General features: G+C 63.6%; 23 protein-coding genes. 11 read left to right on the top strand and 12 right to left on the bottom strand.

The features are described 5' to 3' along the window. Positions 1 to 34 precede the first annotated feature (34 nt). Complete coding sequence (locus ACQ4MM_RS04490; RefSeq protein WP_431476260.1) at positions 35 to 1,921, top strand: PAS domain S-box protein; 1,887 nt, start codon at positions 35 to 37, stop codon at positions 1,919 to 1,921. Positions 1,922 to 1,961: 40 nt separating this feature from the next. Further along, positions 1,962 to 3,245, top strand: coding sequence for a hypothetical protein (locus tag ACQ4MM_RS04485; RefSeq protein ID WP_431476259.1), 1,284 nt, complete (start codon positions 1,962 to 1,964; stop codon positions 3,243 to 3,245). 11 nt (positions 3,246 to 3,256) lie between these two features. Here the strand turns inward: ACQ4MM_RS04485 and ACQ4MM_RS04480 are convergent, their stop codons facing one another. After that, complete coding sequence (locus ACQ4MM_RS04480) at positions 3,257 to 3,553, bottom strand: PsiF family protein (RefSeq protein ID WP_431476258.1); 297 nt, start codon at positions 3,551 to 3,553, stop codon at positions 3,257 to 3,259. A 125-nt stretch (positions 3,554 to 3,678) separates the two neighbouring features. Here ACQ4MM_RS04480 and ACQ4MM_RS04475 point away from each other — a divergent pair, with 125 nt between their 5' ends. Further along, the gene (locus ACQ4MM_RS04475) at positions 3,679 to 4,548 is read left to right on the top strand and encodes a CsgG/HfaB family protein (protein WP_431476257.1); all 870 of its coding nucleotides are present in this window, start codon (positions 3,679 to 3,681) and stop codon (positions 4,546 to 4,548) included. A 39-nt stretch (positions 4,549 to 4,587) separates the two neighbouring features. Here ACQ4MM_RS04475 and ACQ4MM_RS04470 read toward each other — a convergent pair whose 3' ends face one another. Continuing rightward, complete coding sequence (locus ACQ4MM_RS04470) at positions 4,588 to 5,925, bottom strand: serine hydrolase domain-containing protein (RefSeq protein ID WP_431476256.1); 1,338 nt, start codon at positions 5,923 to 5,925, stop codon at positions 4,588 to 4,590. A gap of 97 nt (positions 5,926 to 6,022) precedes the next feature. Between ACQ4MM_RS04470 and ACQ4MM_RS04465 the strand changes: the two genes are divergently transcribed. Continuing rightward, positions 6,023 to 6,271 (top strand): DUF1059 domain-containing protein, encoded by a 249-nt coding sequence (locus tag ACQ4MM_RS04465; protein WP_431476255.1) that lies wholly within the window; start codon positions 6,023 to 6,025, stop codon positions 6,269 to 6,271. Here ACQ4MM_RS04465 and ACQ4MM_RS04460 read toward each other — a convergent pair. After that, positions 6,258 to 7,421, bottom strand: a complete 1,164-nt coding sequence (locus ACQ4MM_RS04460) for a TIGR04552 family protein (protein WP_431476254.1) — start codon at positions 7,419 to 7,421, stop codon at positions 6,258 to 6,260. The two genes, ACQ4MM_RS04465 and ACQ4MM_RS04460, sit on opposite strands and share 14 nt — an antisense overlap. A 176-nt stretch (positions 7,422 to 7,597) precedes the next feature. Between ACQ4MM_RS04460 and ACQ4MM_RS04455 the strand changes: the two genes are divergently transcribed. Continuing rightward, positions 7,598 to 8,140, top strand: a complete 543-nt coding sequence (locus ACQ4MM_RS04455; RefSeq protein WP_431476253.1) for a DUF805 domain-containing protein — start codon at positions 7,598 to 7,600, stop codon at positions 8,138 to 8,140. Between the two features lie 2 nt (positions 8,141 to 8,142). Next, positions 8,143 to 8,640, top strand: coding sequence for a DUF805 domain-containing protein (locus tag ACQ4MM_RS04450; RefSeq protein WP_431476252.1), 498 nt, complete (start codon positions 8,143 to 8,145; stop codon positions 8,638 to 8,640). Here ACQ4MM_RS04450 and ACQ4MM_RS04445 read toward each other — a convergent pair. Genes ACQ4MM_RS04445 through ACQ4MM_RS04415 form a run of 7 tightly spaced genes read right to left on the bottom strand, consistent with a single transcriptional unit; the run spans position 8,618 to position 16,238 of the window. Beyond that, on the bottom strand, positions 8,618 to 9,922 hold the full coding sequence (locus ACQ4MM_RS04445; protein ID WP_431476251.1) for a DUF58 domain-containing protein: 1,305 nt from the start codon (positions 9,920 to 9,922) through the stop codon (positions 8,618 to 8,620). The genes ACQ4MM_RS04450 and ACQ4MM_RS04445 overlap by 23 nt on opposite strands. Next, complete coding sequence (locus ACQ4MM_RS04440) at positions 9,922 to 10,914, bottom strand: AAA family ATPase (protein WP_431476250.1); 993 nt, start codon at positions 10,912 to 10,914, stop codon at positions 9,922 to 9,924. The genes ACQ4MM_RS04445 and ACQ4MM_RS04440 overlap by 1 nt, the downstream gene beginning before the upstream one ends. Position 10,915: 1 nt before the next feature. Next, positions 10,916 to 12,211 carry a DUF4350 domain-containing protein gene (locus tag ACQ4MM_RS04435; protein ID WP_431476249.1) on the bottom strand — a complete coding sequence of 432 codons (1,296 nt, stop codon included), beginning with the start codon at positions 12,209 to 12,211 and terminating at the stop codon, positions 10,916 to 10,918. Then, a complete protein-coding gene (locus ACQ4MM_RS04430) occupies positions 12,208 to 13,800 on the bottom strand; it encodes a hypothetical protein (RefSeq protein ID WP_431476248.1) in 1,593 nt (530 codons plus the stop codon). Before ACQ4MM_RS04430 ends, ACQ4MM_RS04435 begins: the two co-directional genes overlap by 4 nt. Beyond that, complete coding sequence (locus ACQ4MM_RS04425) at positions 13,787 to 14,746, bottom strand: stage II sporulation protein M (RefSeq protein WP_431476247.1); 960 nt, start codon at positions 14,744 to 14,746, stop codon at positions 13,787 to 13,789. The genes ACQ4MM_RS04430 and ACQ4MM_RS04425 overlap by 14 nt, the downstream gene beginning before the upstream one ends. Further along, entirely contained in the window at positions 14,743 to 15,435 is a 693-nt protein-coding gene (locus ACQ4MM_RS04420; protein WP_431476246.1) for an RDD family protein, read from the bottom strand. Before ACQ4MM_RS04420 ends, ACQ4MM_RS04425 begins: the two co-directional genes overlap by 4 nt. A 38-nt stretch (positions 15,436 to 15,473) precedes the next feature. Further along, entirely contained in the window at positions 15,474 to 16,238 is a 765-nt protein-coding gene (locus ACQ4MM_RS04415; protein WP_431476245.1) for a substrate-binding periplasmic protein, read from the bottom strand. Between the two features lie 185 nt (positions 16,239 to 16,423). On the opposite strand from ACQ4MM_RS04415, the gene ACQ4MM_RS04410 reads away from it, so the two are divergent. The 5 genes from ACQ4MM_RS04410 (at position 16,424) to ACQ4MM_RS04390 (ending at position 21,714) form a co-directional block, all read left to right on the top strand. Continuing rightward, complete coding sequence (locus tag ACQ4MM_RS04410; protein WP_431476244.1) at positions 16,424 to 18,976, top strand: TonB-dependent receptor plug domain-containing protein; 2,553 nt, start codon at positions 16,424 to 16,426, stop codon at positions 18,974 to 18,976. Positions 18,977 to 19,125: 149 nt separating this feature from the next. Further along, positions 19,126 to 19,983 (top strand): histone methylation protein DOT1-like protein, encoded by an 858-nt coding sequence (locus ACQ4MM_RS04405; protein WP_431476243.1) that lies wholly within the window; start codon positions 19,126 to 19,128, stop codon positions 19,981 to 19,983. Position 19,984: 1 nt separating this feature from the next. Next, positions 19,985 to 20,821, top strand: a complete 837-nt coding sequence (locus ACQ4MM_RS04400) for a GNAT family N-acetyltransferase (protein ID WP_431476242.1) — start codon at positions 19,985 to 19,987, stop codon at positions 20,819 to 20,821. 36 nt (positions 20,822 to 20,857) lie between these two features. Further along, positions 20,858 to 21,040, top strand: a complete 183-nt coding sequence (locus ACQ4MM_RS04395) for a hypothetical protein (RefSeq protein WP_431476241.1) — start codon at positions 20,858 to 20,860, stop codon at positions 21,038 to 21,040. Positions 21,041 to 21,102: 62 nt separating this feature from the next. Further along, positions 21,103 to 21,714 carry a DUF1579 domain-containing protein gene (locus ACQ4MM_RS04390; RefSeq protein ID WP_431476240.1) on the top strand — a complete coding sequence of 204 codons (612 nt, stop codon included), beginning with the start codon at positions 21,103 to 21,105 and terminating at the stop codon, positions 21,712 to 21,714. 44 nt (positions 21,715 to 21,758) lie between these two features. Here the strand turns inward: ACQ4MM_RS04390 and ACQ4MM_RS04385 are convergent, their stop codons facing one another. Together ACQ4MM_RS04385 and ACQ4MM_RS04380 are read right to left on the bottom strand one after the other, a co-directional pair. Then, complete coding sequence (locus ACQ4MM_RS04385; RefSeq protein WP_431476239.1) at positions 21,759 to 22,127, bottom strand: VOC family protein; 369 nt, start codon at positions 22,125 to 22,127, stop codon at positions 21,759 to 21,761. Between the two features lie 204 nt (positions 22,128 to 22,331). Next, positions 22,332 to 23,939 carry a methyl-accepting chemotaxis protein gene (locus tag ACQ4MM_RS04380; RefSeq protein WP_431476238.1) on the bottom strand — a complete coding sequence of 536 codons (1,608 nt, stop codon included), beginning with the start codon at positions 23,937 to 23,939 and terminating at the stop codon, positions 22,332 to 22,334. Positions 23,940 to 23,957: the final 18 nt, after the last annotated feature.

Genomic DNA, 23,957 nt, shown 5'->3' with positions numbered 1-23,957 from the left:
AAATCAGGGCGCGCACCAGTGCGCTCAGCTACTGATGATCAATGAAGCCCCAGCGCTTGAGAGTCTGTCAACCAGATATGAACTTCTGGTATCCAGCATCAGCGACTATGCGATCTACATGATGGACACCGAAGGCCGCATCAGCAGCTGGAATGCGGGCGCCCAGCGCTTCAACGGTTACAGCGAGCGAGAGATATTGGGCACGCACTTCTCCCGCTTCCATACGCCGGAAGACCAGGATGCCAGCTTGGCAAAGCGGTCCCTCGCCACCGCGCTGCGCGAAGGCCGCTTTGAAAGCGAGGGCTGGCGGGTGCGCAAGGATGGTTCGCAATTCTGGGCCAGCGTGGTGATCGATCCGATCTATACCCAGGAAGGCGATCACGTCGGCTTTGCCAACGTCACGCGCGACATCACGGAGCGCAAGCGCGTGATGGAAGCGCTGCGCGAAAGCGAGCAGCGCTTCCGCCTGCTGGTGCAAGGCGTGATCGACTACGCGATCTATATGCTGTCGCCGCAGGGCCTGATCACCAACTGGAACTTGGGCGCGGAACGCATCAAGGGCTACGCGCCGGAGCAGGTGCTCGGCACCCACTACCGCCGCTTCTTCACTGAAGACGACAAGGCGGCGGGTGTGCCGGAACGCGCGCTGGTCATCGCGGCGCGCGAGGGCCGTTATGAAAGCGAAGGCTGGCGCGTGCGCAGGGACGGCACGCGCTTCTGGGCGCATGCCGTTATCGATGCGCTGTACGACGACGAGGGCGAGTTGCTCGGCTTCGCCAAAGTCACGCGCGACAACACCGAACAGCGCCAGGCGCAGGAATCGCTGGAGCTGGCACGGGCGGCTTTGTTTCAAGCCCAGAAAATGGAATCGATCGGCCAGTTGACCGGCGGCGTGGCGCACGACTTCAACAACCTGTTGGCCGTGGTATCGAACGGCATCGATATCCTGCGCACGGCGCCGCCGGAAGATGCCGGGGCGCGTGTGCTGGACAGCATGCGGCGTGCGGTCGACCGTGGCGCGGCATTGACGCAGCAGCTGTTGGCCTTTGCGCGCCAGCAGCCGCTGGAGCCCAGCGTGCAGCAATTGAATCGCCTGGTGCTCGGTTTCGAAGGCGTGCTGAGGCGCGCCGCCGGTCCGCTGATGCGCTTTGAAATGGACCTTGATTCCAAGCTGCGCCAGGCTTCGATCGACGAAGCGCGCTTCGAAGCTGCCTTGCTTAACCTGGTGGTGAATGCGCGCGATGCCATGCCGGAAGGCGGCACGCTGGAAGTCACCACCCGCAACGTCAGGCTCAGGGCCAACCAGGCCGGCGCGCTGCCGGCGGGCGACTACGTGCGCGTGAGCGTAGCCGACACCGGCACCGGCATGACCGAGGAAGTGCGCCAGCGCGCCTTCGAGCCGTTCTATACCACCAAGGAAGTTGGCAAGGGTTCCGGCCTGGGCCTGAGCCAGGTGTACGGTTTTATAGTGCAATCCGGCGGGGCGGTGACGATCGATACCGAAGAAGGCAAGGGCACCACGATCAACCTGTTCCTGCCGGCGCTGGAGGAGTCGCAGCCGGAGGCGTCGGCGCCGCGCAGCACGCGCGAGGAGCGCGTGCTGATCGTGGAAGACGATCCGCTGGTGATGGAATCGGCGCGCGAGCTGTTCCACTCGATGGGCTACGGCACCTTGCATGCCAACGATGCGGCAGCCGCCTTGCGCATCCTGCAGCGCGATAGCGAAGTCGACGTGCTGTTCAGCGATGTGATGATGCCGAACGGGATGACCGGGCTGGAACTGGCGCGCGAAGTGCGCCAGCGCTACCCGGCGGTCAAGATCATCCTGTCTTCCGGTTTCCCGCAATCCGATCAGGAATTCGCCATCGTCGGCAAGCCGTATCGGCTGGCCGACCTGGCCCGCCAGCTGCGCACGGGCTGAGTTACACTCTACGACTTTGACACAGGCCGTAGAGGAGACAATGAAAAAAATCGTATTAGGAGGACTGGCCATGCTGATGGCAGGCAGCGCCATGGCAGCGCCGGTGCAGGACGTGGCGGAGCAATACCGCAAGCTGGCGCTGGCCATCGGCCAGCATGATGCCAGCTACGTGGACGCTTACTACGGCCCGCCGGAACTGGAGCAGCAAGCGGCGAAGAACAAGCAAAGCCTGGCGTCGATCAAGGCCGGCGTCGTGGCCGCCCAGCGCGACATCGCGCAGCAGAAAGCCGGCGGCGCCGACGAAGCACTGCGCATCGAGTTCCTGTCCAAGCAGCTCAAGGCCATGCAGGCCCGCGTCGAGATGATGGAGGGCCGCAAGTTCAGCTTCGACGAAGAGACTGCGCTGTTGTACGACGCGGTGACCCCGCACCATGACCGCGCTTACTACATGGCGCTGGTGGCGCAGGTTGAAAAGCTGCTGGCGGGGGCGGGCACGCTGCCGGAGCGCCTGAAAGCCTTCCGCGCGAAATTCGCGATACCGAAGGATAAGCTGAAGCCGGTGTTCGACGCGTCCATTGCCGCGTGCCGCGAGCGCACCGCTGCTTTCATGGCGTTGCCGCAGAAGGAAAGCTTCGTACTGGAATTCGTCAGCAACAAGCCGTGGTCCGGCTATAACTGGTACAAGGGCAATGCGCACAGCCTGATCCAGATCAATACCGAATTCCCGATCTATATCGAACGTGCGGTGGACCTGGGCTGCCACGAAGGCTATCCGGGCCACCACGTCTACAACGCCTTGCTCGAGCAGTCGCTGGTCAAGCAGCGCAACTGGGTCGAGTTCAGCGTGTACCCGCTGTACTCGCCGATGTCGCTGATCGCCGAGGGCAGCGCGAATTACGGCATCGAAATGGCGTTTACCGACGACGAACGCCTGGCCTTCGAGCAGAAAGTGCTGTACCCGTTGGCTGGATTGGACCCGGCATTGGCGCCGCAGTATGCAAAACTGATGAAGCTGCTGGGCAAGCTGAGCTATGCCGACAACGATGCGGCACAGGCTTACCTGGAAGGGAAATGGACGCGTGAGCAGACCATTGAATGGCTGGTCAATGTGGCACTGTACCCGCCGGAGAAATCGGCGCAGCGCCTGTCGTTCTATGACGCCAACCGCGGCTACGTGATCAACTACAACCTGGGCAAGGACATGGTCAAGGCCTGGGTGGAAAAGCATGTGACGGCCAGCGACCCGGCCGCCGCCCGCAAGCAGCGCTGGGAAGCGTTCAAGACATTGCTGTCGTCGCCACGCCTCGCCAGCGGCTTAAAGTAAGGTTGAGCTGATCAGGCAGCCTTCTTCGCGCTCAGGCATTCTTTCATGAATGCCTTGCGGTCATCGCCTTTCTTGCCTGTCGCGTCGGCGTTGCAGGCCTTCATCTTGTCCTGCTGCGTCGCCGGCGCGGCAGGCTTCTTGCTCAGGCATTCCTTCATGAATGCCTTGCGTTCATCGCCCTTCTTGCCCTCGGCTTCCTTGTTGCAGGTCGTCATTTTGGATTGTTGGGAGTTCTTTGCCGGCGCCGGGTCCGCGGCGAATGCGGCGGAACAAGACAGGGCCAGTGCGGCAATGATCAGCTTTTTCATGAGGGTTCCTTCTAACAGTTGAGTTGGTCTTGCGCTAATAACTATACATAGATTTTTTGTCGATGTGGCCTATTCTCAAAGAACGCCGATGAGTTCAAACGGTCGTTTCTACTGGGGGAGTGAACATGGACAAGTTCGTCAAATCAGGGACTACCTTAGCCGGACTGGCAATGCTGCTGCTTTCGGCTTGCGCCGGCACGGATCCCAAGCTGGGCGGTGCGCCAACCATGGCTACGGGTTCCGCGGGGGGCGCCACGGCGTCGAATGCGAACACGCAGTTGGAAAAATGTGACAAGCCGCTCGGTACGCTGGGCGTGGTGGAAGATACCGCGGCACCGTGGTACCACCATTTGTCGCAATACAAGCTCGGCTCGACCGTGCCGGTGCTGCGCATGATGATCCAGCAATCGAATTGCTTCGTCGTCGTCGAGCGTGGCGCGGCAATGGGCAAGCTGATGCAGGAGCGTGCCCTGGCTTCGTCGGGGGAAATGCGCTCCGGCAGCAACTACGGCAAGGGACAGATGGTGGCGGCCGACTACACCATGAGCCCGAGCATTGCCTTCAGCCAGAAAGGCACGCAAGGCATGGGCGGCGCACTGGGCGGGCTTGGACTGCTGGGCAGCGTGGCGGGCGTGGTAGCAGGCGGGCTCAAGGCCAACGAGGCGTCCACCACCTTGCTGATGGTGGATAACCGTTCCGGCATCCAGTTGGCGGCGGCGGAAGGCAGCGCCAAGAATTATGACTTCAATGTTGGTGGCGCCTTGTTTGGCGGCGGCGGTTTCGGCGCGGCCGGTGGCTATTCGAATACGCCGGAAGGCAAGATCCTGATTGCCTCCTTCATGGACTCGTATAACCAGCTGGTGAAGGCGGTGCGCAACTACAAGGCGCAGGAAGTTGCCGGCGGCATGGGCACCGGCGGCGCGCTGGGCGTGCAGGGCGGTTCGACGCCGGCCTCCAAAGAGCTCGAGAAGAAGCCGGGCAAGAGGAAAAACTGATGGGCAAGCAGGGCAGGGAGGCGCCGGCCGGGCTTCCCTCTATGGCGACCTGGCTGCTGCCTGGGCCTGCGCCAGGCTGTCGCGCGCATTGCCCGATTGCGGGAACAGGCGCGTATTCAATTCGAAGACCTTGATTGCGGCGCCGCTGCCGCGCGTTTCCAGCAGCGCATAGCCGGTTTCATTGATGCGCCGCTCCAGGGCTGCGCCATCGCGTGCCGCCAGCGCCTGCAACTGTTGCCATAGCGCCTCGGATGGGGCCGGTGTGGCAGGCGGCCGGCTGGCGTAATCGATCAGTTGCTCCGAAAGCGCTTCCAGCGGGAAGCGGGCCGGATCGATTGCCGCCATCACGCTCTCGACCAGGGTGCGCGACCAGGCGTTGTGCGCGCTGCCATTGGTGAGGTAGATGATGGTATAGCTGTCGCCGCCGTCGCCGCCGTTGCGATCGGGCCACAGCAGGCGTACGCGCACCTTGGTGCCGCCGTCGTGCCCGACATATTCGTAGCCGCCGCTCTTGCCGAACTCCCAGCCGGAGGCGAACCAGCCCTGTTGTCCATTGGCCATCTGCTGCGGCTGCCACAGCTTGCGCAGCGTTTCCTGGCTGGCCAGTTCGCCGCGTGCCACCGCATGCAGGAAAGCGGCCAGGTCGTCCACTGTGGTGAACAACTCGGCATGGACATTGGCGTATTCGGGCCAGGGGACCACGGGATCGGGCTGCAGCTTGCCGTTCTTGCCGATAAAGCTGCGCACCATGCCATGGCGGCTGGCGCTGCCATGGCCAAGATAAGTGTTCTTCAAGCCCAGTTTATTGATGATGCGTTGATTGGCGATCTGCGTGTACGGCCTGCCGTAGTGCGCCTCCAGCAGGGCCTCCAGCAGCAGGAAATTGGTTTGGGTGTAGCGGGTGGCGCTGCCGGGTTCGAACGCCAGCGGCTTGTCGGCCAGGGTGGCGAACGCCGCCTGCAGGGTCGGCGCGAAATTCGGCCCTGCCGGGCCGCCCAGGTCGAAATATTCGGGCAGTCCTGAGCTATGGTTCAGGAAATGCCGGACCGGAATCTGCTGCCAGCGCGGCGGCAGGCTGGGAAGGTAGGCACCGGCTGGCTGGTCCAGGTCCAATTGGCCGGCTTCCACCAGCTGCATCACCAGCACGCTGGCCAGCAACTTGCTGACGGAATATACGGGGAACAGTTCGTCGCGCCGTGCGCCGGCGACGTTGCGGAAAACGGTGGCGCCGTTGCGCGCGACCAGTACCGCCTGGCTGGCGATTACATAGCGCTGGGCATTCGCGGCCATTGTTTGTTCCAGCGCGCGATCAAGCGCCGCCGCCTGGGAATTGCTGGCGAACAAGGCAAAGGCCAGGGCGATTGAGCGGAACAGCATTGCACCCCCATGCTTCGTTAACAGGCAGGCAAATGTAGCATGGAATTGCGGGCCAAACGGCCTATAGTGTAAGTAGCTCTTCGGAAGGGAGGTCGCCATGACCCGCAAATATATCGACTGCCGTGAATTCCCCAGCGATGCCAAATGCAGCGTCGCCATATCGGCAGACAACGAAGACGAGTTGCTGGAAGTCGCTGTCCAGCATGCAGTCTCGGTCCACAAGCACGCGGATAGTCCTGAATTGCGCAGTGCCATCCGTGGCATGATCCATGAGGGAACGCCGCCTGAACATGTGATGCAGCCGGGCGCCACGACAGGCGCGCCGGAAGGCGTCAGGACGCACTAGCCAGCTGCGTTGGGGGCTGGGTCTCGAGGTAGCGGACCAGGTCGCGTCCCAGCACGCGCAAGCGGGCGGTTTCGACCTGGCGTTTCTTGTAGGCGTCGTGGCTGGCAGGGCCTTCCAGCGTACGGTCATGGCTGGCCTTGTCCATCAACTGGATCTCGTACTCGAAGAAGAAGCCGACGTCGTAATCGGGGCCGCTGGCTGCCGGGTCATCCGGCGGCAAATGGATCATCTTGCGCACCGTTACCTGGATGCTGTTGAAGCCGGCGCCGCTGTGCGGGTTGTCGGCACGGGTTTGCGGTGAAGAGATTTCCATCAGTTCCGCGTCCATTTTTTCCAGCAGTTCGGCGGGATAGCCGTCGGCCGCTTCCAGCATGCAGCGGTATTGCGTGAACACTTCCTTGGCCGCTTCCATGTCGAGCAGGGTATTGCGGGTGCGCTGGGAATCGACATTGGTCACCGAGATCAGGTGGGCGCGCTGCAGCGTGCGCAAGGCGAGCAGGCATTCGAAGCGGGTGTTGAAGATCAGCCGCACGCCGAGGTGGTCGAAGATATCGGCTGCCAGGTAGGCCGCTTTCTGCAGTAGCTTGAGCAGGATGCTGGCGCGGCTTTTGTTGTTTTTGCGGTCAAAGTGCAGCAAGGGCAGGCAAATCTCGCCATCGCTCAGGTAAAACTGGCCGTCGTCCTCGTGGATCACCTCATCCAGGCTGGCAAACACTTGCTGGCGAATGGTATTGAAATAGCGCAGTTTGAGGTTGTTATCGATGTAGAAGATGCCGTGCATGACCTTCAGCACGGCGCATGACCACATGCGGCGCGACTCGACCTGTTCATTGCCGTGCAGCGAGGCGAAGACCAGCAAATCGAGCGGGTCGTCCGGCATGCGCACTTCAGGCGGGACCAGGGCGGCCTGGGCGGGGGCCAGGAAGTGGGTGCAGATGAAATCCAGCGCCTCGCCATGGGCGCCAGCGATCACTTCGCAGGCGTGCGGGTTGTCGATATCAAAGCCGTATTCGCGCACGAACTGGTGGGCGTCATGCCGATTGCGCAGGGCCAGGCCGCCAAGGTCGATGGCCGACACGCCGGAGGCGATGGCATTCAGGTAGGTCCAGTTCAGGGAAAATTTGCCCTGGCACTTGAGTGAAGGATGCATGGCGGCGTTTTGTGTTTTGTGCAACCGTCCAATCTTTAAAGAAAGTATCGCAGCCGCGGGAACAAGCCGCAAGCCAGGTGTTGTTTTGAATTCGACCTTGTGCCTTAGTAAAAAAATAATGTAAGATTTTCTCGCTGGTAACTTTAATAACGAATGAATACCCTTTAGGAGCAACCGTGAGTAATCCATATTCAATGCCGCAATCCGAACTGACCGAACGCGTCAGCGACGATACCTATATGCCGAAGCTGTTTTCCCTGAGTGGCCGTATTGGCCGCGTGCGTTACCTGGCATACGGCTTTGCCGCCGGCATGCTGTTAATTCCCGTGATGCTGTTGACCACCGTGCTGGGCGGCCTGGGCGGTGCTTTTGGCGGCATCGTCGGGATGTTGCTGGGCTATGCAGTCTATTTTGCCGCCATTTTTGTGGTGGCCCGCCGCCGCTTGAATGACCTGGGCAAGACGGGCTGGCTGAGCCTGCTGATGCTGGTTCCGTTGGTTAACATCGGTGTTGGCTTGTGGCTGCTGTTTGGCGAAGGCGACCATGGTTCGAATGAATACGGCCCGGCTCCAGCGCCGAACACCACCGGCGTGATCATCCTGGCCTGGGCGATTCCAGTGGTCAGCGTCCTGTTCGGTATCTTGGCCGCAATTTCCATCCCGGCTTACCAGGACTACGTCAACAAGGCGCGTGCTGCGCAGATGCAGGACAGCCAGTAAGCGTGCATAACCCTTACGCCGCGCCCCGGGCCGGACTGGAACTGCGTTTTGCACCTGCCAGCGAGGCGCGGCTGTTGTCCTGGAATGGCCGCCTCGGGCGTGTGCGCTTCCTGGCGTATAGCCTGCTGGGCATTCCGTTGGCGATCCTGCTTGGCTTGCTGTCCGGGGTCGCGGCGGGCATTACCGACCCGGGCGCCGACTATGCCGGCAAGGCCAGCTTGCTGGTGATGGGCGTGGTGTTTATCACCACCCCCATGCTGGTACTGGCGGCTGCGGCACGCCGCCGCCTGCACGATTTAGATGTCAGCGGCTGGTGGACGCTATTCCTGCTGCTCCCCATCTTCCAGTTCATCTTCCTGCTCTACCTGCTGGTGGCTCCCGGTACGCCGGCAGCAAACCGCTTCGGCGCGCTGCCGCCGGCGCCCGACTTTGGCGTCAAGCTTGGCGCCGCCTTGGGCAGCGCCTTGCTGTTCGGCTTTATAGCGCTCCGCTTTCTTTGATATCGAGGTAGCGGTTCAGCAGGGCTCCGGCCAGTTGGTCCGGTGCGACGTCGACCAGGTGGCCGGAACGCAGGCCCAGGCGGCGGATGGCTTCCTGGCGCTGTTGCAGGTAGTGCTCGCTGGCTGCCAGGCGCAGGGCGTCGTCAAAGCCTTGCACCGGCGCCGTGCTGGCGGCGTCCAGCGCGCGCTCGCGCAAGCTGGCGCACATCACCAGGTGGCGTGAGGACAGCAGGTCGACGGCCTGGCGCAACGCCACGTCGTCTTCATCGCGCACATTGGTCACCAGCACCACGAAGGCGCGCCGGTTCAGGCGGTTCAGCAGGTCGTTGGCCGCGCGCAGGTAGTCGGGGGCTGCTTCACCCGGCTGCAGGTCGTATACCCCGGCCAGCATGCGGTCCAGGCCAATGCGGCCCTTGGCCGGTTGCAGCCAGCGGTTGTCCACGCCAAAACTCATCAAACCGACCGCGTCGCCCTGCTTGCCCGCCACGAAGGCCAGCGTCAGCACCGCATACAGCGCGTGGTCGAAATGGCTGGTGTCGTCGTCGCGCGCCAGCATGCGGCGGCCGGTATCGAGCAGGAACACCACCTGCTGGTCGCGTTCCAGCTGGTACTCGCGGCTGATCGGCTTGCGATGGCGTGCCGTGGCTTTCCAGTCGATCGAGCGCAGGCTGTCGCCGCGGCGGTATTCGCGCAGTTGGCGGAAGTCGGTGCCTTCGCCGCGCTGGCGCTTGACCAGCGAGCCGGCCGTCGGCGCCTGGCGGTCGGTGGCTCGCAGGGCCTGGCCCAGCAGGCGTGCCACGTCCGGGAATACTTTCGCGGTCTGCTGCGGGCCGATGCGGTGCGTCGCCTGCCACAGGCCGAGCGGGCCGGCCACGCGCAGCCATGGCGTGCCGAAGTCGCCGTCGCCCCGTTCCAGCGGGCGCACCCGGTAGCTCAGCGTGGAAAATGCACCGGGCGCCAGCCGCGTTGCGTGCGGCATGCCTTCCAGTTCCCAGGCCGTGGGGTAATCGTCGAACACATCGAGCTGCAACGCGGCCTTGCCTTCGTTGTGCAGGGTCAGGCGCACGTCGTGCCAGGCGCCGACCGGCAGTACGCCTGCCATGCTGCGTTCCGCGCGCAGGGCAGGGCGGCGGCGCGCCAGCATTGCATCGGCGCCCGCGGCCAGCAGCAGGGCGCCGCCCAGCACTTGCCACGGCGCCTGCAGCACCGGCCACACGCTGGCCGGCACGCCCAGCGCGGTCAGGCCCAACAGGGCCTGGAACATGCGGCGGGTTGGCTTCATCAGCTGCGCGGCGCGGCGACCGAGTCGATCAGCGCTGCCAGGATGTCGTCCGCACCCAGGCCGTCGAGCTCGCTTTCCGGCGACAGGGCGATACGGTGGCGCAGCACCGGCAGGCTGGCCTGCTTGATGTCGTCCGGCGTGGCGTAGTCGCGGCCCGCCATCAAGGCCATGGCGCGCGCCAGGCGGATCAGGGCGATGCTGCCGCGCGGGCCGGCGCCGACCGACACCCCGGGCCATTGGCGCGTTGCGCGCGCCATGCGCACGGCATAGTTGGCGACGGTTTCATCGACACGGATGCGGGCCACCAGCTGCTGCAGCGCGACCAGGACCTCCGGCTTGATCAAGGTGCGTACCTGCGCCACTTCCAGCGCATCGCCGACGCGGTCCTGCGTCACGGCCAGCAGCATCTCGGTTTCTTCCTGCTCGCTTGGATAGGCGATGTGCGCCTTGATCAGGAAACGGTCAAGCTGGGCTTCCGGCAGCGGGTAGGTGCCTTCGCTTTCCAGCGGGTTCTGGGTGGCCAGCACCATGAAGGGCGCTTCCAGCGTGTGGGCCTCGCCTTCGATGGTGACCTGGCGCTCCTGCATGGCTTCCAGCAGGGCGGACTGGGTCTTGGCCGGTGCGCGGTTGATTTCGTCGGCCAGCAGCAGGTGGGTGAATACCGGCCCTTTGCGGACGCTGAAGGTTTGCTGGCGCTGGTCGAACACGGCGTGCCCCATCACGTCGGCCGGCATCAGGTCGGGCGTGAACTGGATGCGTGAGAATTCGCCGGCAAAGGTCTTGGCCAGCGCCTTGACCAGCAAGGTCTTGCCCAGGCCCGGCACGCCTTCCAGCAGCACGTGGCCACCGGCCAAGCAGCAGGCCAGCACCTGTTCGACCACGGTTTGCTGGCCGACGATGGCGCGGCCGATTTCCTCGCGCAAGCGCTGCACGATGTCGATCGCCTGCGCCAGGCGGTCGGCCGGAATGGCGTTGTTGGGTTGGATGGACATGCTATCGCTCATGATGGGCTCGTAATTGTTGGAGTATTGAAATTTGCCGCGTGAAGTCGGCGGCGCGCCTGGCCGGTGCGCCCAGCAGGGCATCGCGCACTTGCGCTTCCGGCAGCCTGGTCAGGCGCGCCATGCGGCGTGCCCGTTCGGCAGGATCCAGCGCGTGCAGTTCCGGCAGGCGGCGCAGCAGCTGCTTCTCGGTGCTCTTGCGCACGGCTTCCAGCAGCAGGGCGCGGCCTTGCGGCAAGCGCCACAGCCAGCGGCCACTGGCTTCGATATGCTCGATCAGGGCGCGGCGCGCGGTGGCCGCTTCCTGCAGCAGCGGGCCGAAGCGGCGCGAGGCGCTCCAGGTCCACAACAGCAGCAGGGCGGCCAGGCCGAGCACGACCAGGCGCGCGTGCTGCCACAGCCAGGCGGCCCATCCGACCGGCTCGCTGTGCTGCATCAGCATGACTTGTGCATGGGGGCCGCTCTGCCCGGCCAGCAACAGCAGCAGTTCGCCGTGGTCGAACTGGCGCAGCATGTCGTTGTCGAAATAGCTGTCGCCGGCATCGACGGCCACCATCGCCACCTTGCCGCGCCCTTCGCCATACACCAGCACGGCCAGCCCGTAGGTGTCGCCCCACAGCGGTTGCGGGCCCTTGCCTTCGAAACGTTGCAGCGTGTCGGATGGGCGGGCCAGCTCGATGGTGTTGGCGGCGCCGGGCGCGGTCAGGCAGACCAGGTGGGGCGCCCCCTCGGGTTCTTTTGCGGCCTCTTCGGCCTCATCTGCCTCCTCGGCGTCCGCCGCTTTGGCGGCGGCGCGCTTTTCGCGGCGCTTGGTCTCCAGCGGGTCGATGCGGCAGCTATCGTCGATCCGGGTGCGGCCCGACATCGCCACGCCAAAGTGCTTGCCCAGCGGGTCGGTTGCCTGGTCGAACGCGGCTGCCTGGCTGTCGTCGTCGTCGCTGTCGTCGACCCAGTCCGGCGTCATGACCAGGGTGTTGCCGCGGCGGACCCAGTCCAGCAGCAGCTTGGCCTGGCGCTCGTCCGGCGGGCGCGCATAGCGCGACAGCAGCATCACGCCGTCCGGCAGCTGGTTCAGCAACTGGTAGCTGAGCACGGGCTCGACCCGGACCTTATGGCCGCGCGCTTCCAGCAGCCGGGTCGCCGCCAGCATCGGGTTCTTTGCCTGCGCTTCTGAGACGTGGTACTGGCCGCGCCACACCTTGTGGAAGTACAGGTGCCATAGCTCGTAGCCGGCGCCGGCCAGCAGCACGGCAACGATGGCGATCATGATCGAATGGCTGCGCTTCATGCTGCCTCGCGGTCGAAATGTGCCTGCCAGCGCGTGCACAGCGCCGCCACGGTGTCAGCGGCCGGCCAGCGCGCGCCGTAGGCGGCATTGAGCCACAGCGTGGTGGACTGGTCGGCCAGCGCCAGGCTGTCGGCATCGAGCGCGCCGGCGGCGTGCGCACTGCGCGCCTGCGCCAGGCATTCGCCTTCGGTTGCGCCGTGATGCAGCGTGAGCGACTGGCGGCTGACCAGGCGCGACAGGGTGGCGCGGTAGAGCAGCGCCAGCGCGGCGCGCTGCTGCCCTTGCTGCCACAGCGCGCGCACGGCGCCGGCCACGTCGGCCGGCAAGCTCTCTTCGCGGATATCCAGGCCGCCCACTTCGGTGGCCAGCTTGGGCTCGGGCGGCGCCGCGAAATGGAAGCGCAGCGGCGCGGCATAGCGCCACAACAGCCAGGCCACCAGCACGATGGCGCCGCCGATCAGGGCGACCTTGAACAGGCCAGCCAGGATGGCCGCCATCCAGCGCGGGATCAGCGGCGAGGATTTCGGCTTTTCCTTTTCCTTGTCCTTTTCCAGTGGAACGCGCAGTTCCCACTCTTCGCCGCAGCGATAGCCGCGCAAGTCTTCGTGTGCGAAAACCTGATCGAGCTGGTGGCGCAGCGCGGCCTGTTGCGGCGAACGGTCAGGCCCGCGGCCAGTGTCCTCTTGCTTGAGCCCTTCCGGCGGCTCGCATTCGGTGACCACGGGCTTTGCGCTGGCAGCTTGCGTGGCTGCCTGCACGGGCGGCGGCATGCCGAGCAGGGCCATCGCCAGCAGCGGCGCTGCCATCAGCACGGCGGCAACGTGGCGCGCCGCCGCAGGACGCGCCGGGGCACGCAGCTGGCGCAGCACGATTTCGATGTCCCAGGCTTCCAGCGTGGCGCGGCGGTTCAGGTAGAGCGTGAAGGTGCAGGCCGTGTAGATCGGACCGATGACGGCACAGGCCAGGCACCACGCGGCGGTGCCCAGCGCCGCCTGCAACGGCCCCTGGTCGGTCAGGCCGAGCAAGGCAAAAGGGTTGGGCGATTCGCCCGGCATGAACAGGCCGGCCAGGGCCAGCATGCCGAACATCAGCACGGCCTCGAAGCTGGCGCAGGTGCTGCCGAACAGCAGGGCGGAGGCGCCGGTGCCGTTGCGCGCGATGGTGGCGCGGCGCGCCGTGGCGGTCTTGCCGCGGGCCCGTTCCAGCACCCACACCGGCTGGTGCAGGCCGCGCCCGGCCATGAAGGGGCGCCACCAGGTCAGCATGCGGAACCAGCCGCCACCGAGCTCGCGCGGCCAGGCGCGCAAGGCATCGCGCCAGCTGGTCTGTTCACCGAACACCTGGCGCGCCAGCACGTGCAGCGGGGCGCGCTCCAGCAAGGGACGCAGCCACCATGGCAGCAGCCAGCCCAGGGCCAGGTCGGGGTTGTACCAGCTGATCAGGGTGGCCAGCGCCGACAGCGGCAGCCACAGGGCCAACCAGGCGCGCCACACGTCGGCGCCGCCGGCATGCAGCAGGGCAAAGCCGAGGTCGAGGCCTTGCGCATTGCTGCGCGGGCGCAAATCAAGGCGCAGCTTATCGAGTTGCATGCACGCCTTTCTCGCGGCCGGCGAAACCGAAGAACAGGAAAACCATGGCCCAGCACACGGCGCCGACGCTGTACTTGACGGCCGGCGCCAGGCTGCTGGCCGACCAGAAAGCTTCGAAGAAGGCCGCCAGCACGGTGAGCAGGGCGGCGCCCGCCACCACCGGGTACATCTGGACGCTGGCTTCCTGCAGCGCGCGGCGGCGGCTCAGGCGGCCCGGCTTGACCAGGGCCATGCCAAGCCGCACGCCGGCCACGCCGGACAGCACCAGGCCGGTCAGTTCAAAGCTGGAATGGGTTACCACGAAGGACCAGAAATTGGTACGGGTAGCCGGGTCAAGGCTGAGCCACGCCGCCACCACGCCCATCTTCATGCCGTTGAACAGCACGCTCAGCAAGGCCGGCACGCCGCCGAAGATGCCGCTGGCGAAAGTGCGGAAACCGATCGAGACGTTGTTCCAGATGTAGTGGCCGAACATCTGCAGGTCGCCTTCGCTGCCGCCGCGGCCGGTCTTCACGCTGGACGGCGAGTACATCTGGTGCATGCGGGTCAGCTCTTCCGGCGACGCAAACATGAAGGCATTGTGCGCGTCGTGCCAGACCAGCGTGCCGATGGCGATGGCTGGCCCGAGCAGGCAAAGCAGCACCAGCAGCAGCAGTTTCCATTCGGCGCGCACGCGGCGCGGCAGGTCGGCGCGCAGCCATTGCAGCAGCACGGTCGGGCGTTCGGCCGCCACGCCGTATAGCGCGTGATGGCAGCGCGCCACCAGGCCGTGCAGGTAGGACACCAGTTGCGGCGAGTAGCCGCGCTGGCTGGCCAGGGCCAGGCACTGGCACAGCCGGCGGTATTGTTCGGGCAGGGCTTCGCGGCCTTCGGCGCGCTTGGCCAGCAGGGTGTCGATCTCGCTCCACAGCGCACCGTACGCCGCTTCGAATTGCGCTTGCTTCATCGTACCAATCCCGCGGCCATGCCGCGCAAGCGTTCCAGCGAAGCTTCGCCTTCGCGGCCGGTCAGCGCTTCGGCGATATCGGCCAGCTCCAGCATGCGCCCGTGCGGCAGACGGCTTTCGCGTGCAAACAGGTCGGCCAGCGCGCGCTGCTGTTCAGGCGTCAGCGGGAAGGGCAGCGGCAACGGGGCTGCATTGGCCATGTCGACGCGCTTGGGCGGCTTGTCGCGGTACACCACCTGGGTGCCGGCCACGATGTCGCCCAGCCGGCGGAAATGGCGGTCGCACAGCATGGCCAGCAAGCCGGAGGCGTAAAACAGCGGCAGGAAGTCGGCCACCATCAGCAGGTTGCGCAGCACCGATTCGCGCCAGCGCACCGGCAGCCCGTCGGCGCGCAGCACCTGCAGCCCGAGCACTTGCTTGCCCAGGGTGCGGCCGCCGGCGTACACCTCGCACAGCACCGGGTAGGCCCAGTAGGCGAAGAAGAACAATAGGGCCGTCACGCCGTTGAACAGTTTTTGGGAAGGAATGATGGCGCCGAGGACCGAAATGAGGATGCTGGCCCCCAAACCCCAGGCCGCAAAATCGATGACCCATGCGTAAGCGCGTACTACCGGACCGGCAGGAACAAGCTGCAAACGCACGCCTTCGGGGGTGATCAGGGACAGGCGTCCATCGAGGAGGAAATTCATGCCTTTTATTTAACCATAAAATTTCCTCAATGAAAATATTAATGGAAATGTTTTATGCCTGCCGCCTCCTCGATTTGCCGGTAATCGCGGGTCTGGCGTACGCTGCCGATGGCTTGCCAGATCGCTTCGACCCGTTGCGGGTCGCGCTGGTAGACGCCGCGCCCTACCATCAGGTACAGGTTGACGGTGGAATACGGCAGGTCGGCCTGCTGGACCTTGCCCTTGAAACGGGGATCTTCATGCGCCAGCTTGCTGGCCTCCAGCCCCTGCAGGATGGCGACGTCAAAGCTGCCCTTGGTCAGCATGCGCAGTGCATCGGCAGCCGACTTTACCGTGTCATGGGGGATAAAGCCTCTTTCACGCAATTGCTGCGCCACCAGGTAGCCGGTCTGCACAATCACGACCTTGCCGGGCGCCAGCAATTCGTGGCCGTCCCAGCTGCCGTTGCCGCCCACGCGCAGGAAAACCAGGGCGGCATCTTCAAATAATGCGCGGCCTGGATCTTCACGCCCATCGGGTAATTGGGGAATGCGCGACCACGCGCGGCGGTCAATTGCATCGGCTGCACCAACTACTGCATCCACCTGGCCAAGTTTTAATTCATTTAAGCAACGCTTCCACGGCTTTGGTGAATAAGTAAATTGTTCATTAAGGAGTAATTCAACTCTCTTTAATAATTCAAAATTAAGCCCTTTTCCGTCTGGCGTGCTCCATGGCCGCTGGTCGACATCTTCAAAGCACAGGCGCAGCGGCGGCTCTTTCGCGGCATGGGCAGCCATGCCGCTCAACAGTGCCAGCAGCACGCAGAGGCTTTTGTAGCTCATGGCACAAAGATTATCACGGCGTATTTATGTTCCGGGCGGCTTCATAAAAAAGATCCATACATGTTGTATTTGCGCATGTATAACTGGAAATAATAGACGGATGAAAATGTTGCATATAAATTCTCCTCTAGTTTTTTTAAAATCTGTATGGAAGAGAGAAATACATGAATAAACATTTTCCGATTGCAGCATTAATGCTGTCCGCCAGCCCGTTTGTGCTGCTGGGTCAAGCCCACGCACAAGCACAGGACGCTGCCCCTATCCAGGCGCAGCAGGCTGCCGACACCACCACCGACGACATCCAGAAGGTGGTCATTGTTTCGACCGGTAGCCGCGGTTCGCAACGCACCATGGTGGATACCCCGGTACCGGTCGACGTACTGAGCTCGCGCGAGCTGACCAAGACCGGCCAGGCCACCCTCGACAAGTCGATGCAGTTCCGCGTCCCTTCCTTCAACACCGTGCAGACCCCGGTCAATGACGCGACCTCGCTGCTGGACCCATACGAAATCCGGAATATGGGCCCGAGCCGCGTGCTGATCCTGATCAACGGCAAGCGCAAGAACATGAGCTCTCTGGTATACACCCAGACCTCGCCAGGCCGCGGTGAATCCGGTTCCGACATCTCCGCCATCCCGGCCGACGCCATCAAGCGCATCGAAGTGCTGCGCGACGGCGCTTCGGCGCAGTACGGCTCCGACGCGATTGCCGGCGTGGTCAACATCATCCTGAAGGACAATGCCGAAGGCGGCTCCGTGACCGCGCGCGCCGGCATCACCCACGAACACGATGGCGGCATGGGCGGCTTGAGCCTGAACCAGGGCTTCGCGCTGGGCGGCGACCGCGGCTTCTTCAACTACACCATCGATGCCTCGCGCGTGAACTTGTCCAGCCGTTCCGGCGCAGTCAGTGCCGCCGGCGAAGCGGGCGACTTTGGTGCGTCGCTGGCGGAAGTGCAGGCCTTCCTGTCGAAATATCCTGACGCGCGCAATATCAACGGCTCGCCGAAGACCAAGGCCTACAAGGGCCTGTTCAACACCCGCTACGATATCGGCGAAGGCGTCGCGATCTACGCCAATGCGGCTTACGTGAACAAGAAGATCAACTCCTACGCGAACTACCGCACCCCGTACTGGCGCCCGACCGACTACGGCCTGCTGCACCCGGCAGGCACGCCATACGAGGGCTACCAGCCGACCTTCGACGGCACGCTGGACGACTACAACGCCACCGGCGGCGTGAAGATGGACCTGGCCGGCTGGAATGCAGACTTCAGCCTGACTTACGGCGGCAACAAGCAGAAGTACGACGTTGGCCACTCCGTCAACCGCAGCATGGAAGATGCCGTTCTCGCCGGCACCAGCACCGAGCACTCGCCGACCCAATTCTATGCCGGCGGCGTGGAGTTCCAGCACTACGTGTTCAACGGCGACATCTCCAAACAGCTGACCGATACCGTCAACTTCTACGCCGGCACCGAGCTGCGCCATGAGAAGTTCGAGGTGAAGGCAGGCGAGCGCGCATCGTGGCAGGGAACCGGTGCCGACTCCTTCGCCGGCAACCATCCGGACAACTCCTTCCCATCCTCGCGTTCCAACTACGGCGTGTATGCCGGCTCGACCTGGGACATCAGCAAGGATTTGCTGCTTGACGGCACCGGCCGCTGGGAAAAATACACCGACTTCGGCTCGGCATTCGTGTGGAAGCTGTCCACCCGCTACAAGGCGAACGACTGGGTGACGCTGCGCGCATCGGCATCGAAGGGCTTCCGCGCTCCTTCACTGGCTCAGATCTACACCCAGAAAGCGCAGTACTCCTTCGTGCCTGGCGGCGGCATCCAGGTGTCCGGCCTGGTGAACAACGTGTCGGCGCAAGCTGCTGCGCTGGGCGTGCCGAAGCTGAAAGCTGAAAAGTCCGATAACATCACCCTGGGCCTGGGCCTGAAGCCGGATGAAAACACCAGCGCCACCCTGGACTACTACAGCATCAAGGTGAAGGACCGCATCGTGCTGGGCAAGGAAATCGTGCCGACCGGCGATCCTACCCAGCAACTGGACCAGATTCTGGCAGCGAATGGCATCGTTTCCGTCAGCTTCTTCGTCAATGCGGTGAAGACCCGGACCGAGGGCTTGGACTACGTGCTGTCGCGTAAGAACATCCCGCTGGCCGACGGCAAGTTGACCCTGAACCTGTCCGGCAACTACACGCACAAGAACGAGCGTGACGGCGCGGTCAAGAATCCTCCGATCGTGGCGAACGCCGGCCAGTCCGTGCTGGATGCCACCCAGGAAGCGCTGATGTTCACTTCGCGTCCGAAGTTCAAGACCATCCTCGGCGCCGACTGGGATTTCAAGAAGCTGAACCTGTCGGTCAACAACACTGTGTTCGGCCCGACCCGCTTCCGCCAGGCTGGCCTGAACAGCAACCTGGAAACCAAGTTCAAGACCAAGAACGTCACCGACTTCGCGCTCAACTACAACCTGATGCCGAATATGACCCTGTCGTTCAACGTCAACAACGTGTTCAACACCACGCCTGAGTGGGAGTTCAAGGCCCTGAATGCCGACGGCCAGAAGGTCATCGACGATCCAAATGCCAAAGCCATCCAGCGCAACCTGATCACGTTCAACGGCCGCTACGATATGGTGACCTACGATGGCTCGCATTTCAGCCAGCTTGGCCGCACCTACGCAGCGTCGGTAAACTACCGCTTCTAAGCTGCTATCCGGTTGATGCGAAAACCGCCCCTCGGGGCGGTTTTTTATTGTAAAGTGGGTAATCCAACCGATGAGGGGGAACCATGCTCTCGATGCGGCGGGCGATTACGAATGGTGCACAGCACCTAAGGCCCGTTATTGACGATGCAGTGCTGGCCCGTTACGTCGACATCGGCCTGGCGGTGCGCGCGGCGTTCCGCAATCCGGCACTGCGCGAAACCTTCATCGCGCGCCTGAAGCCGCACCGGCGCCTGATTGCCGGCTGCGTGCCGGCCGGCATACATCAGCATGGCATGCTGCCCGAGCGAGCACCACCGCACGGCCTGGGAGAGATATCCGATGCGGACCTGGCGCAATGGCTGGTCGACGATGGGCGCCTGATCTACGGTGAATTCACGCAGCAGGAACTCGATCACTACTTCGAGGCGGTGGCGCCGTGGCTGCCCTTGCGTGGCCACTTCATCGATCTTGGCAGCGGCCTTGGCAAGGTCGTATTGAGCGCGGCGCTGGCCTTGCCCGGCATGCGCTGCACCGGCGTTGAGCTACTTGGTTACCGCAACGATATGGCGCAGGTACGGCTGGCGCAGATGCTGGCGGCCGGCGTGGCGGAAGATCCCGCTGCCGCGGCCAGGGTTGCCGCCCGTGTGCGCCTGGTGCATCAGGACATGTTCGATACCGATGTCTCCGACGCGAGTATGGTCTATATCTACAGTACCTGTTTCGCGCCGATGATGGACCGCCTGGCCGACAAGCTGGCAAGGGAACTGCCGGAGGGCGCCTTGGTCACCACGGTCACTTTCCCCATGGCGCACCCGGCGTTCGAGCTGGTGCAGCAGTTCGCGCCGCCCAGTGTGGCGTGGACCTCGGTCTTCCTGTATCGCCGGCGCAGCGCGCTGGATGCAGGAGCGCCAGCGGCGCCCAGCTATCTTTACGAGCAGGACGGCGCTGCCTGGGAATATGCGGTGCGGGCCGCATTTGCGGCCTATGATTCGTCTCATGGAAAGTGAAATGGAAATTCGCGCGATGACCCTGCCCGAGCTGGAAATGGTGCTCGATTGGGCGGCGGCGGAAGGATGGAATCCCGGCCTGCAGGATGCGGCCAGTTTTTATGCCGCCGACCCGGGCGGCTTCCTGCTTGGCACGATCGATGACGAACCGGTTGCCAGCATCTTCGCAATTCGGTACGGCGCAGGCTTCGGCTTTATCGGCGGCTACATCGTGCGGCCCGAATATCGCAGCCACGGCCATGGCATGGCGATGTGGCGCGCCGGCATGGCGCGGCTGGAAGGGCGCAATGTGGGGCTGGACGGCGTGCCGGCGCAGCAGGCCAACTACGCGCGCTCGGGCTTCAGGCTGGCGCACCGCAACGTGCGCTATGAAGGCCGGGGCAGCGAGGTTCCCGCCGCCGACCGCGTGCTGCCGCTGGGGCCGCAGGATCTCGCTGAAGTGCTGGCCTACGATCGCGACTTCTTCCCCGACGACCGTGCGCAATTCATGCGCTGCTGGTTGCAGCAGGCGGGCAGCGTGGGATTCGGCGTGCGCGCTACCGACGGGGTGCTGCTTGGCTATGCGGTGCTGCGTCCATGCCGCGCCGGCTTCAAGATTGGACCGCTCTGCGCCGAATCGCCTGAGGTGGCCGAAGAGTTGATGCAAGCCTTGTGCGGCCGCGTTCCGGCTGGCGAAGCAGTTTTCCTCGACGTGCCTGAGCCGAATGCCGCTGCGATGGCGCTGGCCGAGCGGCACGGCATGCATGCCTGCTTCGAAACGGCGCGCATGTACACGGGCGCGGAACCTGGATTGCCGCTGGCGCGGCAGTACGGCATCACGACTTTTGAACTGGGCTGAAATAGTGCTTGGCCCTGGCCGGGGCGGGAGGAATTGATGATGAGAGACCAGGTCCTGCTTCTCCTGTCTGCCATTGCCTGCGCGCTTGGAGCGTGGGCGTTCTGGCGCTACCTGGATACTGATGCGGTAGTCGCACTGATGACGCTTGCGCTGGTGTCGGCTGTGGCTGATAACCTGCGTTTGCGGCGCAAATTGCGCGAATCCCGGCGGCGCGATTGACAGGGCTGCGCTGCGGCGCGGAGAATGGCTTCTTCACAACCCTGCTGGATAAGGAGGAAGTCATGAAGCTCCATCGTATCGCGCAGTACCTGGTTGTTGTTGCGGGATGTACCCTGGCCGGCGCTGCTGTCAGCGCTGCACCGGAAAAAAAGAAGGCCGCCGCGCCGCCTGACGAGAAGGCGGCGATGGAGATGATGGCCAAAGCTGCCGCGCCGGGCGAGGCGCACAAGAAGCTTGATGCCTTGGCCGGCAAGTTCACGGTCAAGTCAAAAATGTGGATGGACCCATCCAAACCTCCTGAAGAAACCGACGGCTCCACGGAACGCAAGTGGATCATGGGTAACCGCTACCTGCAGGAGAACTACCAGGGCAAGTTCATGGGCCAGCCATTCGATGGCATGGGCATCCAGGGCTATGACAACGTGACGAAGAAGTACTTCGGCAGCTGGATCGATTCGGGCGGTACCGGCATGACGCTGGCCCGCGGCGCCATGAATGGCAACACCATCAAGTACAAGGGCATGATGTCCGATCCGATGAGCGGCAAGGAAATTCCTTATACGATGAGTGTGGCCATCACCGACAACGACAACCACAAGCTGGAAATGTGGGGACCGGGACCGAATGGCAAGGACATGAAGTGGATGGAGATGAGCTACACCCGTGTCAAGTGAATGTGGCCCCGGCAAGGGGCCTGTAGCACGCCGACCAGATGGGGCTAGGTAGCCGGCACCGGCGTGCGGTACGCAACTTCCAGCAAGATTCCCCAATCGGTGCGGCAATAGAAGCCGGGCCCGCCGCGCATCTCCTGCACTGGCGAAAGTCCCGGCACTCCCGCGCTCTCCAGTTCGGCATGTTTGGCGCTGACTTTGCCTGCGTCGTCAACCAGGAAACCGATGTGGAATGTCTTGGGGTAGTGGGGCTCCTCGTGACGCGTGAGCACGAGTACCACACCGCCTTCGCCGGCCAGTACAGCCATGCCGTGATTGCCTTTGGTCTGCAGCAGGGTAAAGCCGAAATGGCGGGTCAGGAAAGTGGAAGCTGCGGCCACATCGGGCACGGACAGGTCGAGGTGATTCAATTGCATGATGACTCCATGGTTGGTGGGCCCAACGGGAGTGCCTGAGGATCGGTCGGCCACGCCCCGACGAGCCCGGGACGCAATGCGCCGGGATCGTCGTGGGTTCTCATGCAAGACTGCACATGGAGCAGAGCTCTCCGGAGGGGAGAGGGACCGGGCTTACCTTGAACCGGTCCTGCCTTTTTCGACAGGCCCGATCATATCACGCCATCAGTTGTGGCCGAGGCGTGGCGTGCGGCGCGAGGGCGTAGGGGACGTATCCGCGTCGACGCGGAACACGCCGACAGCCTGCAGCAGCGCTGCCGATTGCTGCTGCATGCTGGCCGCAGCGGCAGCAGCCTGTTCGACCAGCGCCGCATTCTGCTGCGTCACTGAATCCATCTGCGAAATCGCCTCGTTGACCTGGGCGATGCCAGCGCTTTGTTCATTGCTGGCGGTGCTGATCTCGTTGATGACCTGGCGCACGCGGTGCACGCTCTCCACCACTTCCTGCATGGTGCTGCCGGCCTGCGCCACCAGCGAATTGCCGACACCGACCGTCTCCACCGAAGCGCCGATCAGGTCCTTGATTTCCTTGGCCGCTGCCGCGCTGCGCTGCGCCAGGTTGCGCACTTCCGACGCCACGACTGCGAAGCCACGGCCCTGCTCACCGGCACGCGCTGCTTCCACCGCCGCATTCAGTGCCAGGATATTGGTCTGGAACGCAATGCCATCGATCACGCTGATGATGTCGACGATCTTGCGCGAAGAGCTGTCGATCGAGGCCATGGTCTCCACCACCTGCGATACCACGGCGCCGCCTTTCTGCGCCACTTCCGAGGCGTTGGCAGCCAACTCGTTGGCGGTACGCGCGTTGTCGGCGTTCTGGCGCACAGTGGACGTCAGTTCTTCCATCGATGCCGCGGTTTCCTCCAGCGAGCTGGCCTGGCTTTCGGTACGGGCCGACAGGTCGCTGTTGCCGGCCGCGATTTCGCCCGATGCGGTGGCGATGGTTTCGGTGGCGTTACGTACCGAGCTGACGATGCGCGCCAGGTCGTCGCGCATGCCCTTTAAGGCATTGACCATGCTGCTGTTGTCATCGCGCTTGACGTCGATCGGCACGGTCAGGTCGCCACCCGCAATGCTGCGGGCAATCGCGGAAGCATAATCCGGCTCGCCACCCAACTGGCGCAGCATGCCGCGTGCGATGAATACGCCGATACCAAGCAGCACGGCGGCCAGCACCACCGCACCTGCAGCGAACACGACGGCGCGGCCGCGCACGGTGGCGTCGACTGTGTCGACATAGACGCCGGAGCCAAGGATCCAGCCCCAGGGCTCAAAGCCTTTGACGTAGGACACTTTCTGCACCGGCTTGTCGCTGCCGGGTTTCGGCCACATGTAATCGACCGGGCCGGCGCCGGCTTTCTTGACCATGTTGACGAACTCGACGAACAGGTGTTTGCCGGTCGGGTCCTTGTTGGCGCTGAGGTCCTTGTTGTCGAGCTCAGGCTTGATCGGATGCATGATCATCTTCGGCTGCATGTCGTTGAGCCAAAAATATTCGTTGTTGCCATAACGCAACACCTTGATCGCGTCCATGGCCTTTTTCTGGGCTTCGGCGCGGGGCAGGGCGCCGCTGGACTCCTGCTTTTGGTAGTAATCGAGCACACCGTAGGCCGTTTCTACGGCCTGCCGCACATTGCTGGTTCTTTCCTCAAGGATGAGGGTGCGCTCGGAAATCAGGAAGATGGCGGTAAGGATGATGATGCCGAGGATGGCGCCGGCATTCAGCACGGCGAGTTTCTTGGCAATGCTCATCGACTGCGTGAAGTTCATGGTTTGTCTCCAGCTAAA

Source organism: Massilia eburnea, from assembly GCF_050709955.1.
Lineage (GTDB): Bacteria > Pseudomonadota > Gammaproteobacteria > Burkholderiales > Burkholderiaceae_D > Rugamonas > Rugamonas eburnea_A.
Note: the sequence above shows the minus strand (reverse complement) of the source record. Positions and strands in the feature narration are given on the sequence as shown.

Coding starts and splice junctions, on each gene's coding strand:
- ACQ4MM_RS04385 (WP_431476239.1), bottom strand. CDS start 22,127: ATGCAATTGAATCACCTCGACCTGTCCGTGCCCGATGTGGCCGCAGCT.
- ACQ4MM_RS04395 (WP_431476241.1), top strand. CDS start 20,858: ATGATGAGAGACCAGGTCCTGCTTCTCCTGTCTGCCATTGCCTGCGCG.
- ACQ4MM_RS04420 (WP_431476246.1), bottom strand. CDS start 15,435: ATGAATTTCCTCCTCGATGGACGCCTGTCCCTGATCACCCCCGAAGGC.
- ACQ4MM_RS04475 (WP_431476257.1), top strand. CDS start 3,679: ATGGACAAGTTCGTCAAATCAGGGACTACCTTAGCCGGACTGGCAATG.
- ACQ4MM_RS04430 (WP_431476248.1), bottom strand. CDS start 13,800: ATGCAACTCGATAAGCTGCGCCTTGATTTGCGCCCGCGCAGCAATGCG.
- ACQ4MM_RS04445 (WP_431476251.1), bottom strand. CDS start 9,922: ATGAAGCCAACCCGCCGCATGTTCCAGGCCCTGTTGGGCCTGACCGCG.
- ACQ4MM_RS04410 (WP_431476244.1), top strand. CDS start 16,424: ATGAATAAACATTTTCCGATTGCAGCATTAATGCTGTCCGCCAGCCCG.
- ACQ4MM_RS04485 (WP_431476259.1), top strand. CDS start 1,962: ATGAAAAAAATCGTATTAGGAGGACTGGCCATGCTGATGGCAGGCAGC.
- ACQ4MM_RS04435 (WP_431476249.1), bottom strand. CDS start 12,211: ATGAAGCGCAGCCATTCGATCATGATCGCCATCGTTGCCGTGCTGCTG.
- ACQ4MM_RS04380 (WP_431476238.1), bottom strand. CDS start 23,939: ATGAACTTCACGCAGTCGATGAGCATTGCCAAGAAACTCGCCGTGCTG.
- ACQ4MM_RS04460 (WP_431476254.1), bottom strand. CDS start 7,421: ATGCATCCTTCACTCAAGTGCCAGGGCAAATTTTCCCTGAACTGGACC.
- ACQ4MM_RS04400 (WP_431476242.1), top strand. CDS start 19,985: ATGGAAATTCGCGCGATGACCCTGCCCGAGCTGGAAATGGTGCTCGAT.
- ACQ4MM_RS04490 (WP_431476260.1), top strand. CDS start 35: ATGATCAATGAAGCCCCAGCGCTTGAGAGTCTGTCAACCAGATATGAA.
- ACQ4MM_RS04390 (WP_431476240.1), top strand. CDS start 21,103: ATGAAGCTCCATCGTATCGCGCAGTACCTGGTTGTTGTTGCGGGATGT.
- ACQ4MM_RS04440 (WP_431476250.1), bottom strand. CDS start 10,914: ATGTCCATCCAACCCAACAACGCCATTCCGGCCGACCGCCTGGCGCAG.
- ACQ4MM_RS04480 (WP_431476258.1), bottom strand. CDS start 3,553: ATGAAAAAGCTGATCATTGCCGCACTGGCCCTGTCTTGTTCCGCCGCA.
- ACQ4MM_RS04465 (WP_431476255.1), top strand. CDS start 6,023: ATGACCCGCAAATATATCGACTGCCGTGAATTCCCCAGCGATGCCAAA.
- ACQ4MM_RS04425 (WP_431476247.1), bottom strand. CDS start 14,746: ATGAAGCAAGCGCAATTCGAAGCGGCGTACGGTGCGCTGTGGAGCGAG.
- ACQ4MM_RS04470 (WP_431476256.1), bottom strand. CDS start 5,925: ATGCTGTTCCGCTCAATCGCCCTGGCCTTTGCCTTGTTCGCCAGCAAT.